Annotated in this window: 12 protein-coding genes and 1 pseudogene; 8 read left to right on the top strand and 5 right to left on the bottom strand. The window is 66.3% G+C overall.

Translation table 11 applies throughout. The features are described 5' to 3' along the window. Nucleotides 1-2: 2 nt before the first annotated feature. Nucleotides 3-662, bottom strand: a complete 660-nt coding sequence (locus C491_RS12070) for a helix-turn-helix domain-containing protein (protein WP_005556610.1) — start codon at nucleotides 660-662, stop codon at nucleotides 3-5. 167 nt (nucleotides 663-829) lie between these two features. Next, nucleotides 830-3,245 (bottom strand): annotated as a pseudogene (folP, locus tag C491_RS12065) (dihydropteroate synthase). An 82-nt stretch (nucleotides 3,246-3,327) separates the two neighbouring features. Here folP and C491_RS12060 point away from each other — a divergent pair. After that, nucleotides 3,328-4,536 carry an alanyl-tRNA editing protein gene (locus tag C491_RS12060; protein WP_005556602.1) on the top strand — a complete coding sequence of 403 codons (1,209 nt, stop codon included), beginning with the start codon at nucleotides 3,328-3,330 and terminating at the stop codon, nucleotides 4,534-4,536. A gap of 230 nt (nucleotides 4,537-4,766) precedes the next feature. Here the strand turns inward: C491_RS12060 and C491_RS12055 are convergent, their stop codons facing one another. Then, nucleotides 4,767-5,147, bottom strand: coding sequence for a RidA family protein (locus tag C491_RS12055; protein ID WP_005556601.1), 381 nt, complete (start codon nucleotides 5,145-5,147; stop codon nucleotides 4,767-4,769). Between the two features lie 117 nt (nucleotides 5,148-5,264). Between C491_RS12055 and C491_RS12050 the strand changes: the two genes are divergently transcribed. Then, entirely contained in the window at nucleotides 5,265-6,221 is a 957-nt protein-coding gene (locus C491_RS12050) for a succinylglutamate desuccinylase/aspartoacylase family protein (protein ID WP_005556598.1), read from the top strand. A 150-nt stretch (nucleotides 6,222-6,371) separates the two neighbouring features. Here C491_RS12050 and C491_RS12045 read toward each other — a convergent pair whose 3' ends face one another. Continuing rightward, entirely contained in the window at nucleotides 6,372-7,961 is a 1,590-nt protein-coding gene (locus C491_RS12045; protein ID WP_005556597.1) for a hypothetical protein, read from the bottom strand. A gap of 438 nt (nucleotides 7,962-8,399) precedes the next feature. On the opposite strand from C491_RS12045, the gene C491_RS12040 reads away from it, so the two are divergent. The 3 genes from C491_RS12040 to C491_RS12030 all read left to right on the top strand — a co-directional run bounded on the left by C491_RS12040 (nucleotide 8,400) and on the right by C491_RS12030 (nucleotide 9,672). After that, nucleotides 8,400-8,912, top strand: coding sequence for a hypothetical protein (locus C491_RS12040; RefSeq protein WP_005556595.1), 513 nt, complete (start codon nucleotides 8,400-8,402; stop codon nucleotides 8,910-8,912). 63 nt (nucleotides 8,913-8,975) lie between these two features. After that, nucleotides 8,976-9,260 carry a translation initiation factor eIF-1A gene (locus C491_RS12035; RefSeq protein ID WP_083909307.1) on the top strand — a complete coding sequence of 95 codons (285 nt, stop codon included), beginning with the start codon at nucleotides 8,976-8,978 and terminating at the stop codon, nucleotides 9,258-9,260. A gap of 205 nt (nucleotides 9,261-9,465) precedes the next feature. Beyond that, nucleotides 9,466-9,672: a hypothetical protein gene (locus tag C491_RS12030; protein WP_005556592.1), complete on the top strand. Its 207-nt coding sequence runs from the start codon at nucleotides 9,466-9,468 to the stop codon at nucleotides 9,670-9,672. On the opposite strand, the gene C491_RS12025 is transcribed toward C491_RS12030, so the two are convergent. Then, nucleotides 9,673-10,371, bottom strand: coding sequence for an SDR family NAD(P)-dependent oxidoreductase (locus C491_RS12025; RefSeq protein WP_005556590.1), 699 nt, complete (start codon nucleotides 10,369-10,371; stop codon nucleotides 9,673-9,675). Between the two features lie 105 nt (nucleotides 10,372-10,476). Between C491_RS12025 and C491_RS12020 the strand changes: the two genes are divergently transcribed. The 3 genes from C491_RS12020 to cruF are packed head-to-tail and all read left to right on the top strand — an operon-like array spanning nucleotide 10,477 to nucleotide 13,736. Beyond that, nucleotides 10,477-11,958, top strand: coding sequence for a phytoene desaturase family protein (locus C491_RS12020; RefSeq protein ID WP_005556589.1), 1,482 nt, complete (start codon nucleotides 10,477-10,479; stop codon nucleotides 11,956-11,958). A 37-nt stretch (nucleotides 11,959-11,995) separates the two neighbouring features. Further along, nucleotides 11,996-12,880 (top strand): prenyltransferase, encoded by an 885-nt coding sequence (locus tag C491_RS12015; RefSeq protein ID WP_005556587.1) that lies wholly within the window; start codon nucleotides 11,996-11,998, stop codon nucleotides 12,878-12,880. Beyond that, nucleotides 12,873-13,736 (top strand): bisanhydrobacterioruberin hydratase, encoded by an 864-nt coding sequence (gene cruF, locus C491_RS12010; protein ID WP_005556585.1) that lies wholly within the window; start codon nucleotides 12,873-12,875, stop codon nucleotides 13,734-13,736. The genes C491_RS12015 and cruF overlap by 8 nt, the downstream gene beginning before the upstream one ends. Nucleotides 13,737-13,765: the final 29 nt, after the last annotated feature.

The following is a 13,765-nucleotide window of genomic DNA, read 5'->3' as shown; positions in this document are numbered from 1 at the left end:
GCCTACTCGATGTCCTCTCCGTCCATCAGCGCGGCGGAGATCAGGTTCCGCATCCCGCGTCGGAGCCGCCCGCTCATGGCCGTCGAGGAGAGCCCGATCTCGTCGGCGATATCGCTCAGGGCCATCTCTCGAGGCTCGCTGAAGTAGCCACAGTCGTAGGCCACCGTCAGCGCCTCGACCTGTTCCTCCGTGAGTCCGTAGGCGACGCCGGTCTCGTTGCGGGCCCGGCCGTATACCTCGACGATGTCGAAACTCACGTCGTACTCCTCGGAGTACTCCCAGATCGTGGTCAGCGCCTCCCGGTCGGGGAGGTGGAGGGTGACGAACCAGCCTCGACACTTCGTCTCGGCCGAGGACATGAATCCGTTTACCTGCGTGACGACGGGGCTCAGGAGCTTCGTCTCCGCCGAGTGTTCGATGTAGTAGATATGGGTGTCCTCGCCCTCGTCGACGAGGTGGTAGTCGTCGACGGTCGGATCCGCCTCGAGGAACCCCTCGAGTTCGCCGACGTCGTCGTACTCGAGGAGAAACGGGAAGACGTGCGATCCCGGATCGGTGTTGGCCTGCGTAAGGACCTTGATCTCGAGGTCGTCGGCTCGTCGCAACGTCGGCACTAACGCGAGGTGCTCGTGTTCCGCGTACGCTTTGACTGTGATCGACATCGCTCAGCGGTCGGACCGATCGTGGGGAGGGCGTTCGTGGACGACGCGGCGGCTGCTCGAAGAACCGTGGCTGATGAGTCGGGTGATCATGTCCCACACTGCTCATGGGAGTCCCATAAGCTATTCGTCGTCGGTTCTCGGGCCGCTCCGTCCGAGAGCGACGGAAATTACCGGTCGTCGGTCGCTCGAACGGTCCGAATCGCGGCGTCGTTCTCGGCGACGTCGTGAACCCGGACGACGTCGGCGCCGCGCTCGGCCGCCATCGCCGTAACGGCGATCGTCGGCGGGAGTCGCTCGCCGGGCTCGCAGCCCACCCGTTCGAACATCGACTTGTGGGAGTGGCCGACCATAACCGGACAGTCGAGCGCCCGAAACTCGTCCAGTCGGGAAAGCAACTCGAAGCACTCCTCGGCGTTCTTTCCGAACCCGAACCCGGGATCGACGACGATCCGATCGCGCTCGAGGCCGGCCCGTTCCGCCAGCAGGACTGTCTCCTGGAGGTCGTAGACGACCTCCTCGACGACGTCGTCGTAGGCGACCGTTCGGTCGGGATCGACCGGCGTATCCAGGCTGTGTGTGATGACGAGGGTAGCGTCGTGGTCTGCGGCGACGAAGCGCATCTCCGGATCCTCGAGCCCGGAGACGTCGTTGACGATCTCGGCGCCGGCCTCGAGGGCCGCGTCGGCGACGGCGGCCTTCCGCGTGTCGACCGAGATCGGGACCTCGAGGTCGGCGAGCGCCTCGATAACGGGAACGACACGATCGATCTCCTCGGCGACCGGGACGGGGTCGGCGCCGGGACGGGTGCTCTCGCCGCCCACGTCGACGATGTCGGCGCCTGCCTCGAGCATCGCCTCCGCGCGAGCGACGGCGTCCTCGAGCGCGTCGTACTCGCCGCCGTCGTGGAAGCTATCGGGAGTGACGTTCAGCACGCCCATGACGGCCGTCTCCCGATTCCACGGGAGTCGGCCATCGTCCTCGCGTCCGTCGTCCTCGACGATCCCCCGAAGCTGACTCGAGACGTGAGCTAACCCGAGTTCCTCGCCGTCGAGTTCGTCGATCAGCTCCTGGAACTGGGCGTTCGTTCCCGAGAGCACGGTGGTTATCCGACGGGTCGAAGTCTCGGTCGGCGAGAGCGTACAGCTCCCGCCGATTGCCTCGAACGTTCGGCTGATCCGCTCGGCCTGCGGATCACGGAGGTAGGTCTTGACCGTCCGGCCGACGGCCCGTTCGGCGGTCGCCTCGACGACCGACTCCTCGAGTCCCATCCCCTCGAGTACCGATTGGGCCTCGGGCTCCGTCTTCGTTCGCTTGGGAACCTGGAGGCGAGACCAGCGATCGCGCGCCTCGGCGACCGCGTACAGCGAGCCGGCGACGAGCACGAGGTCGTCCTCGTCGGCCCGCGAGAGCGCGCGCTCGGTCGCCTCGAGAACCGATCCCGATTGATCGATCCGACCCGCCCGTCCCTCGAAGGCGTCGGCGAGGACCGGGAGCGACTCGGCTCGCGGGACGTTCGGCTGACAGAGAAAGACCGAGTCGGGGTCGGGAAGGGCCTCGGCCATCCCCTCGTGATCCTTCTCGGTCATCGCGCCGAAGACCAGGTGGAGCTCGTCGTACGCGTAGCGGTCGAGGAGATCCGCGAGCGTCTCGCAGGCACCCGGGTTGTGCGCGCCGTCTAACACCGCGATCGGCGACCTCGAGACGACTTCGAAGCGACCGGGCCAGTGGGCCTTGCGCAGCCCGCGTGCGATCGTGTCGGGGTCGACCGACGCGATCTGGTCGGCCAGCACCGCTGCGACGCCGGCGTTGGTCGCCTGATGAGTGCCGGGAAGCGGGAGGTTCGTCTCGACCGACCACTCCGGCGCCGTTATCGAGATCGCGCTCTCGACGGGCGAGTCCAGCCCGTGTTCGGTCGCGACCACGTCCGCACCGTCGCTGCCGACCGAGANTCGCGTCCGTCTCTGTTCGGATCGCCTCGAGGGCCGCCCCGTCGGCGCCGGTGACGAGCGGGGCGTCGACAGGGGCGACCTGGGCCTTGTCGCGGGCGATCTCCTCGATCGTCTCGCCGAGGAGGTCCGTATGCTCCAGGCTGACGCTGGTGACCGCGCTCGCGATCGGATCGACCGCGCTCGTCGCGTCGTAGCGCCCGCCGATCCCGACCTCGAGGACGGCGACGTCGACCGACTCGGCGGCGAAGTGTGAGAGCGCAAGCGCCGTGAGCACCTCGAAGTACGTCGGCGCGTCACCCTCCTCCCGGAGCCGTTCGACCGCATCTTCGATCTCGACGACGAACGAGCAGACGCGATCCTTCGGGATCTTCCGGCCGTCGACGAGGATCCGCTCGCGCACGTCATCGAGGTCCGGCGAGGTGTAGAGCCCGACGTCGAGCCCGTCCTCGCGGAGCACTCGCTCGAGCATCCGCGCCGTGCTTCCCTTCCCGTTCGATCCCGCGATCTGGACGCAGTCGATCTCCTCGTGTGGTCGACCGAGCGCCGAGAGCAGCGTCGCGGTCGTCTCCGTCCCGAGTTTCGGTCGCCGTCGTTGCAGCGACTCGAGGGAGTCGACCGACTCGTGGTACTCCATACCAACCGTGGTGCCGGGCGCCACCATGAAAGTACTGACAGCGTCCCGCACGGTTATGGCGGCGTGCCCCGATACTCCCGGCATGACACCGGACGCAACGGGGAGCCGCGCTGCCGCGGAACCCTACGTAACCGAGTTCGAGACGAGGGTACGGGCCGTCGACGGAACCGACGTCAGACTCGAGGAAACGTACTTCTACCCGGAAGGCGGCGGTCAGCCGGCCGACAGAGGAACGATCGGGAACGCCGAGGTCGTCGACGTTCAGACGCAGGACCGCGCGGTCGTCCACACGCTGGCGTCGACCCCCGAGTTCGAGGCGGGCGAGACCGTCGTCGGATCGATCGACGAGGGGTTCCGAACCTACTGCATGCGGGCTCACACCGCCAGTCACATGCTGTACGGCGCCGGACGGCGGCTGCTCGAGGACCACGGCTACGGCGGGTTCGACATCGGAACCGAGACGTGTCGGATCGATTTCGAGACGAGCGAGCCCGACGCGATCGACGCCCTCTCGCTCGAGCGCATGCTCGCCGAGGCGGTCTGGGAGTCCCGACAGGTGACCTGGCGTGAGATGGACATCGAGCAGGCCAGAGCCGACGACGAGATCGTCTTCAACCTCACGCCGGAAGCCGAGCGGGCCGATACCGTCCGGATCGTCGAGATCGAAGACTGGGATATCGCGGCCTGTGGCGGCACCCACGTCCGGAACACGATCGAGATCGGCCCGCTTGCCGTGCTGGACATCTCGAACCCCGGTGCGGACCTCGTCCGCGTCGAGTACGCGGTCGGTCCGGCAGCGATCCGGGCCAGAACCGACCGCACGCGAGCGACGACACGTGCCGCGAGCGCCCTCGAGACCGGCGTCTCGGAGCTGCCGGAACGAGCGAACGCCGTCGCCGAGCGCAACGCCGAACTGGAGGCCGAACTCGACGAGCTTCGGGACCGACTGCTCGAGAACCGCCTCGAGACCCTCGCCGGCGACGCAGTGGAGCGGGACGGCCAGGAGTGGGTCGTCGGCACGCTCGATGTCGACGGGATCGGCCCGAACGACGCGTCCGAACGAGCCCAGGAGAGCGCCGGACGGGTCGGCGACATCGTCGTGCTGACGGGTGTCGACGGGAGCGCGTTCGTCGTAGCGGCGACAACGGGCGAGACGGACGCGAGCGGGATCGTCGAGGACGTCACTGCGGAGTTCGGCGGGGGCGGTGGCGGGGGCGAGACGCTCGCCCAGGGTGGCGGCCTCGACGCCGATCCCGAGGCCGTCGTCGACTACCTTCGCCGGGAGCGCTGAACGGACCGGCAGCGAAATTCCGGTGATCCGTCCTCGAGATCGTCTCTCCCTCGAGCAGTCGGGGCAATCGACGGAGTCAACCACATCTTCTCGAGGAACGGACACGTGTTGTTTCGTACTGGTTTGCCACCTCGAGGAGGGGAGTTCACCGCAGGGGCGATCCGATCTGTGTAAACCTACACCGGTCGCTCTCGAGGAGTTGAACGTCGGAAAAGCGGCTCGAGCGGGCGTTACTCTACCGTCGCGATCGCCTCGACCTCGAGAGCCGCGCCTTTCGGCACCTCGCCGACCTCGAGGGCACTTCTGGCTGGAGGTTCCTCGTCGAAGAACTCGCTGTAGGCCTCGTTGAACTCGTCGAAGTCGTCGATATCGTTCAGGAAGACGGTCATCTTGAGGACGTCCTCGAGGGAGCCGCCCTCGGACTCGAGGATCGCCTCGACGTTCTCGAGACACCGTCGGGTCTGGTCGCCAACGGACTCGTCGTCGAGGAGGTCTCCGTCGGCCGTCATCGGCAGCTGACCGGCCGTAAACAGGAGATTTCCGTTCGTCGTCGCCTGGCTGTACGCGCCGACCGCCTCCGGTGCGTCGTCGGTATGGATCGTTCGTTTCACGCCCCGACATACTGGTCGGGGTGTCTTAAAATTCGGCTCCAGGCCTGCGAACGTAGCTGGTCGCGCCAGGAGCAGCCGCGACCAAAGCTACAAGCCGCGGCGCTGGCTCCATCGGGTATGGAACACGAGACCGTCTCCCACTCGGTGAGCGAGCGGACGCTCGCTCGACTCCCATCGGGAACGGACGTCTCGGTGACCGTCCACCGGTACGAGGGCGGGCCCGGGCCGACGGTGTACCTGCAGGCCGCACAGCACGGGATCGAACTGAACGGGACCGCGGCGCTGCGCCGACTCCACGAGCGGCTGCTCGAGGCCGAACTCGCGGGAACCGTGGTCGCCGTTCCGGTGGTCAACAGCCTCGCGTTCGATCACGGCTCCTACGTAACGCCCCAGGCCGTCGACGCGGTCAACCCGAACTTCAACAGGGTGTGGCCCGGAAACGACGACGGCACGCTTCAGGAGCGAACGGTCGCCAGCCTCTGGGAGCTGATCGAGGCCGCGGACGTCGTGATCGACCTTCACAGCGGCACCGCGGACATGCTCGAGCACGTCCGATTTCAGAACGGCGAGCACGACTCCCGACGACTCGCGTCGGTGTTCGGCGCCGACTACCTCATGACCGACCCGGAGCCGGATCGCTCGCTCGAGGAGTACCGCGGAACGCTGCGAACGGCCGCGCGGCTGGCGGGAACGACGGTGATCGTCCCGGAGCTCTCGAACAGCCGGCAGGTCGACCTCGAGGCGGCCCGACGGGGTGCCGACGGTATCGAGAACGTCCTGGGCGAGCTCGGCATGCTTCGGACGGAGCCACTCGACCCTCCCTCGCAGACGGTGCTGTACGACGACGGGGGACGGGTCGGCGCCGACCGATCGGGACTCTTCGAGCCCGCTTCGGGAGTAGCGATCGGCGACCGCGTGAGCGAGGGACGCGAACTCGGAACGCTGTACTGTCCGGCCACGTTCGAACGACGCCAGTCCGTGACCGCCACCACCTCGGGTGTGATCTACTCGCTGACCCTCGAATCGGCCGTCACCGCCGGGGAGAAGCTGGCTGGAATCGCCGACCTCGAGTGAGAACGACGTCTCCGGCGAGCTCGAGCCGCTAAGAGGCGGAGGATGATCGCGGAAGCGTGGTGCGTAGCTAGCACGGGTTTGTACGGAGTACGACGAAGTATCGTATGGGTAAGATGATGCCGAATAAAGGGGCCACTAAACGCGACTCTTTCAGCGAATGAACTGCTCCCGGAGCTGTTCGGCGCACTCGACGTACTGATCGTGGAACGCCTCGCTTCGGTCGCGGAGTTCTTCGTCCGCCTCGTCCCAATCGCGGGCGCGTTCGACCGCTTCGTGGTCTCGGTAGACGTTTCCGACGCCGGTGAGGAACGCGCCGTGAGCGGATGCGGTGTGGGTGTCGTCGATCACGTCGCCGGTTTCGTAATCGAGTTCGGCCACGACCGATCCATCGTCCTGACGCTGGTACTCCATCCCGCCGAGGAGGAGCGTGTCGGTCATCTCGCCGATCTCGTCGAAGAGGTCGTCGTTGTACTCGCTCACCAGCAGCGGAGACAGTTCGCCTTCGCGCTCTCGCGTGATCGTCCAACTACCGAACGACACCGTGATGAACTCCCACTGGGCCGCAACGTCGACAGTGTCGGAGGCCGCAACGACGCCATCGGTGGTGTACTCGACTGTCTCGGGGAGGCCCCACGGCTCCTCGAGATCGGCCTCGAGAAATCGCTCGACCATGATCGCCGCTCGCTCGGCAAAGCGCTCGGTGTAGTCGGCTCCGTCGCCGAAGATTTCGGGAATCTCGTACAGCGCCTTGTGCCCACGAACGAGGGCTGCGAGCGTGCGAAGATCGTACTCGGTGGCGTCGCCGAAATCGTAGATGCCGCGCTCGTCGTCCCAGTGATCGTCGAGAACGGGAACGACCTCGTCGATAACCTCGATCAGTTCTTCCTCGTCGTAGCCGAGGAACGCATGGAGGACGCTGTGATCGACCTTCCCCATGTCGCTCTCGCCATCGGGGGCATCGTATCGAACCCACGCGTAGCCGATGCCATTAATGGCGTTTAGCCCGTTCGCCATGCTCTCGGTATCGAACTCGGAGCGGTCGGTGTCGTGATAGAACTGTCCGTCTTCGTAGTGGTTCTCGAGAAGGTAGTAGCCGAGCGAGGAGATGTACGGCGCACAGCTGAACACGAGCCCGTTGTAGACGTCGTCGTGGCCTTCATCCTCCCATCGTGGGCCACGGTGGTGGGCCTGATACGTGTAGACGGCGAGCGGATACTCTGTGATATCGACACTGTCGACGGGCTCCCAGCCTCCATCACGCTCTCGCAACTCCGGCGTGAGCGCGCCGTCCTCCCAGAAGCTATCCATCACCTCGTCGAGACAGTCGAGACATTCCTCACCCATCTCACGCATGTAGTCGTCGGCCAGCTCCGCGCGGTAGTTCTCGTGGCCGAACTCGCTTCCCCGTGCGACTGCTCCGCCCATGTAGAGCCCTTGACTGACGTTGGTGTAATCGTGGAAGCTGAGTCGCCCGTCATACGTCGGAGAGCCGTCCTCGATAGCCGAAGGGATCTCCAGTGAGAGGTCGAGCAGTTCGCCTTCCTCGTCTTCCTCCTCTTCGGGCTCCGACTCTTCCGCTGACTCGTCATCGTCGCCCATACAGCCGGCGAGACCAACCATTGCACCGGCCCCGAACAGTTCGACGAACCGCCGTCGAGTAGCGGTTGGAATGTGGTCGGGATCGAGTTGTGAAACTACAGAGATCGTGTCCTTGTCGATGATGTTCGGCTTCCCCTTCATATAACGATATCCGAACCAGATCAGTTTATATGCTACACACACTTTCCAAGCGGTGGGAATGTACACCTGACCAACCCACGATATCTCGGGAGGTATTTAACCTGCGTACGGCACGGCGTTCTTCTCAGCTATAGCAACACCCGAAACGGCTTGCATACCGATCGTCCACGGTCACTCCGCTCCCGCTCGCTCCACGGTTCGGAACAAACGAAGTGAGTGGGAAACCGCGCTCGTTCCGAACCGCGCTTCCATCGTGCGATCGGGTGCGGACCGACTTTCAGCGATCATCATGGTGTACACCGCCGTGAAACGGACTCCTCCTCGTCGAACGACTCGTGGAAGACTGGTAACTTCCGAACGCGGATCGACGCTCGAGAGTCGGCGCGAGCGCCGAGCCGAGAGGAAAGGCACTTCCGCGGACGCCCCCTCTCGGCAGGTGTGAGCACCGAGGCTTCTCCCCGCGTCGAGGTCTATCCGGGCCGCGAGGTCGTCGTCGAGTTCGACCCCGAGCTGACCTTCGAGTGCGTCGAGGACTGCACCTGGTGCTGCCAGCACGGCGTCTTGCTGTACGGCGACGACCTCCTCGAGCTCGCAAAGCGGGCGAACCTCGCCGAGACGACGACGGAGTTTCGCGGCGAGAAGTTCGTCACCCGCGAGGAGAAAGGGCGCGACGACCACGTCGCCGACGACGGCTGTGCCTGCGCGTTCCTCCGGGAGGACGGCCTCTGTTCGCTGCACCTCGAGGAGGACTGGAAACCGACCCGGTGTTCGGTCTTCCCGCTCGGCGTCTGGCGCGAGGACGGCGACCTCCACGTCGACATTCGTGACTCCGCACACGACCACTGTGAGGGGCTGAACGTCAGTGACCGGGTCGTGATTGACAACCTCGACGCCTTCCTGCCGGAGCTGCTGTGGGACCTCGAGAACCCCGATTCCGAGCGGGAGCTGTGAGATTCGGACCCACGGCACTGCGTCTCGCCAATCATTTAAACGTATGGCCGTCGTAGATAGCCTGTGTCAGAAAACTCCGGGCGACGGAACCTCCGTATGCCCAACGACGATGAAGTATTCGCCGTTGTGACCGAACACCTCGGGGGCAACCACGTCCAGCTCCAGTGTGCCGACGGCGAGGAACGGCTCGGCCGCATTCCGGGACGAATGAAGTACCGAACCTGGATCGAGCAAGACGATATCGTCGTCGCCGAACCCTGGGACTGGCAGGACGAGAAGGCGACCATCGAGTGGCGCTACACCAGCCAGGACGCCGATCAGCTTCGCCGCGAAGGTCACATCGACTGAAATTTTCATCGCGGAGTTCCCTCCCGCCTCCCAGTGGCGTCGCCGCACCCCTCGCCGCCGGGGTCTCGAGCGGTAGCTCCGTCCCGGCTTGCCCGTCAACACCAACGGTTGTGCGGTTTGATCACAGCTGTTCGCGTATGTATATGAGGGACGGGAGCGCGAGGGCGACGTCGAGTACGTCGGCTCGACGACGGAGGGAACGCCGATGTTTTTCGACACGGCGAGTCGATCCGTCTTCGAGGGCGAGTACAACGACGAGGAGACGGTCGTCGGCCGTCCTGAAACCGAGCGGGAACTCGAGGACCGGGCGTCGATCGGCGAGGCGATCGAGACGCTGGGCGACGAGTTCGGCTGGGAGTCGTTGTCGACGTTCGGCCGGGAACACGCCCGAGACGACGAGAACGACGAGTAGCTACCGCGTCGCCTGCTTCCACTCCCGAAGACCGAGAACGGACCCGTCGAGGTCGTCGGCTGGTGCGTCGGTCGCGCCCCAGACGAACATCCCCGCGACGTCGTCTGGATCCCGACCGCTTCCGCCCGAGAGCTGGGTCCCGACCTGCCCCGGGTCGAGACAGCCCACGACGGAGTCGGTGTCGGCCGCGAACCCGCGTGCGACGGCCTCCGCCGTCGCCTTCGAGATCGCGTACGAGCCGTACCCCTGTTTGCCCTCCCGCGCGACCGCCCCGGTCGGCACGAGCACCCGCGCTCCCTCGTTGAGGTGCGGGAGTGCCTCGCGAATCGTCGCGAACACGCCCCGACCGTTGCTCCGCCAGTGGTCGTCGAACGCCGCGTACGACTCCCGATCGGTCGGCGTCGCGCCAGCCTCGCCGTGGTAGACGCCGGCCGCGGCGACGATCACGTCGATCCCGCCCTCCGGCCCCGTCCGCGAGGCCGTCTCGACCAGCCGCTCGACGTCGAACTCGTCGCGGACGTCCGTCCGAACGCCCGCGGCTGTCGCTCCGCGCTCCTCGAGGGTGTCGACGGTTTCCTCGACCGCGTCGCCGTCTCGAGCGCCGACGACCACGGTCGCACCCTCGTCCGCGAACGCGTCGGCGACGGCCCGTCCGATCCCGCGCGTGCCACCGGTCACGAGAACTGTCAGCTCATCCATGGCTGGCGTAGGGAGCGGGGCTACAGGAACCCATCGACGGCGGACGTCCGGAAATCCGAACAGGGATGACGTACGTTTATACTCGGGCCGACGTTCAGGGAATGTATGCAATCGCTTGACGGAGAGTCGGTCGTCGTGATCGGCGCCGGGGTCGGCGGGCTCTCGACGGCCTGCTACCTGGCCGACGCGGGCGCCGACGTGCGGGTCATCGAGAAGAACGAACAGCTCGGTGGCCGCGCGAGCCGGCTCGAGCGCGACGGGTTCCGGTTCGACATGGGTCCCTCGTGGTACCTGATGCCCGACGTTTTCGAGCGCTTCTTCGATCACTTCGACCGAACGCCGACCGACTACTACGGGCTGACCCACCTCGACCCCCACTACCGGATCTTCTTCAAGGACGGGGACGAGGTCGACGTCACGCCCGAGCTCGAGCGCACGAAGCGGGTCTTCGAGAGCTACGAGGACGGCGCCGGCGAGGCCCTCGAGCGCTACCTCGAGAAGTCTCGCGAGAACTACGAGGTCGGGATGGAACACTTCGTCTACGAGGACCGCTCGAAGCTCCGGGACTACCTCGATCTCGACGTCGCCAGACAGGCTCGAGGACTGTCGCTTCTGGGGTCGATGCAGGGTCACGTCGAGGACTACTTCGACCACCCCAAACTGCAACAGATCATGCAGTACACGCTGGTCTTCCTCGGTGGGTCGCCGAAGAACACCCCTGCGCTGTACAACCTGATGAGCCACGTCGATTTCAACCTCGGCGTCTGGTACCCCGAGGACGGGGTCGGCGGCGTCATCGACGGGATCGCCGAGCTGGGCCGGGAGCTGGGCGTCGAGTACGAGACGAACCGCCCCGCGACCGGGATCAAGGGTCGGGAGGGCGCCTTCCTCGTCGAGACCCCGGAGGGCCCGCTGCGACCGGATCTGGTCGTCAGCAACGCCGACTACCCCCACACCGATCAGGAGCTGTTGCCGGAGGAACGGCAGGGGTACGACGCCGACTACTGGGACTCGCGCACCTACGCCCCCTCCGCGTTCCTGCTGTACCTGGGTGTCGAGGGCGACGTCGACGAGCTGGCCCACCACACCCTCGTTCTCCCGACCGACTGGGAGGAGCACTTCGATCAGATCTTCGAGGAGCCCGCCTGGCCCGACGATCCCGCCTACTACTGCTGTGTCCCCTCCGAAACCGACGACGACGTCGCCCCCGACGGCCACAGCAACCTGTTCGTGCTCGTCCCGATCGCACCCGGACTCGAGGATACCCCCGAACAGCGAGAACAGTACCGCGACCTGGTTCTCGACGATCTCGCCGACCACACCGGGACCGACCTCCGGGACCGGATCGTCCTCGAGGAACGGTTCTGTATCGAGGACTTCGCGAATCGGTACAACAGCTACAACGGGACGGCGCTGGGTCTCGCCCACACGCTCCGCCAGACCGCCCTCTTCAGGCCGCCCCATCGGGCCAAGCGAGTCGACGGGCTCTACATGGTCGGCGGGGATACGACCCCGGGAATCGGCGTCCCGATGTGTCTCATCAGCGGCGAACTGACCGCCGAGGCGGTCCTCGAGGATCACGGGTGAGTCGGATGCGAGACGTCGCAGGGAGGACGCCGCAGTGATGACCGACGATTCGAACCCCGCCGACGGGACCGGCGCGAACGGGGGCGTCGTCGACGAGCTGTCGTACCTGCTCGTCCTCTCGCGGCCTCGGTTCTGGCTCTATCTGGCCGGGCCCGTACTGGTCGGGGTCGCCTACGGCGCCTCGTCGGTCGGGGAGCTGCTCGAGCCCGCCGCAATCGCTCTCTTCCTGTACTTCCTGGTGCCGGCGAACGTCTTCCTCTACGGCGTCAACGACATCTTCGACCGCGAGATCGACGCGGCGAACCCGAAGAAGGAGGACCGCGAGGCGCGCTATCGAGGCCAGCGGACGGTCCCACCCGCGGTCGCGCTGACGGGCGGACTCGGACTCGCGCTGTTCCCGCTCGTCCCGCGGGCGGCCTGGCCCTGGATCGCGGGGTTTCTGGTCCTCGGCGCGGCCTACAGCGCCCCGCCGCTGCGGTTCAAGACGACCCCGCTGCTCGATTCGGTCTCGAACGGGCTCTACATCATGCCCGGCGCCGCGGCGTACGCCGCCGTCGCGGGCTCGCAGCCGCCCGTCCTCGCCGTCGTCGGCGGCTGGCTGTGGGCGATGGGGATGCACACCTTCTCTGCGATCCCCGACATCGAACCCGATCGGAAGACGGGGATTCGGACGACGGCGACGGCTCTCGGCGAGAGCCGAACCTACGCCTACTGCGGCGCCTGCTGGCTCGCGAGCGCGCTCGCGTTCGCCGCGCTCGATCCCCGCCTCGGCGCGGCGATGACCGTCTACCCGCTGCTCGTCGTCGCGATCGCGACCTCGAGCGTGGCCGTCGATCGGGCCTACTGGTGGTTCCCGGCGATCAACACGGTCGTCGGTGCGGCGTTGACGATGGGCGGACTCTGGGTGATTCTGTATGGATGAGCTGACGACGGGACGACCGACCGAGTGGAACCGAGCCGACCTCCAGCAGCGACTCGAGGACGTCATCCGCGAGAACCGGTTTACGATCGCGGTGGTATTTCCGGCGATCGGTGCGCTCACGCTGGTCGCCAGCGCCGAGGGGCTCCTGCCGGAGCCGCTGGCGTACAACCCCCTGTTGATCCTCTTCGGGACGGCCGTGATGCGCTCGCCGCTGGTCGTCGGCCTCCTTCCCCGGATCGGCTGGTGGGCCGCGGGCTGTCTCGGACTCCTGACAGCCTACACCTACGCGATCGAGATCGTCGGTGTGCGGACCGACTGGCCCTACGGCGCCTTCGAGTACACGATCCAGCTGGGGCCGATGCTGCTCGGCGAGGTGCCCCTGGCGCTGCCGCTGTTTTTCATCCCGCTGGTGCTCAACGCCTACCTGCTGACGATGCTGGTGCTCGGGGATCGGGCCGAGTCGGCGCTCGTCCGGATCCCCGCGGCGATCGCCGCCGTCGTCGCGATCGACCTCGTGCTCGATCCCGCGGCCGTCGCGATCGGCTTCTGGGCGTTCGAGTCGGGCGGGTACTACGGCGTCCCTCTCTCGAACTACGTCGGCTGGGCGATCTCGGGCACCGTCGCCGTCGTCCTCGTCGATCTCGCCTTCGACCGGGCGGCGCTGCTCGAGCGCGTTCGCTCCTGTGTGTTCATCCTCGATGACCTGGTCAGCTTCGTCCTGCTGTGGGGCTCGATCAACCTGCTCTACGGCAACTGGATCGCCGCCGGGGTCGCCGGACTGTTCTGTCTGGGGCTGTTCCGGACCGACCGGTACGACCTCGAGATGATCAAGACGGCGCTCCCGGGCGGGAGCTGATCGGATTGACGCGAGAACGGCGTTCGGTT

The sequence above is a fragment of the Natronococcus amylolyticus DSM 10524 genome, from assembly GCF_000337675.1.
Taxonomy (GTDB): Archaea; Halobacteriota; Halobacteria; order Halobacteriales; family Natrialbaceae; genus Natronococcus; species Natronococcus amylolyticus.
This window is presented reverse-complemented; position numbering and strand designations above follow the sequence as displayed.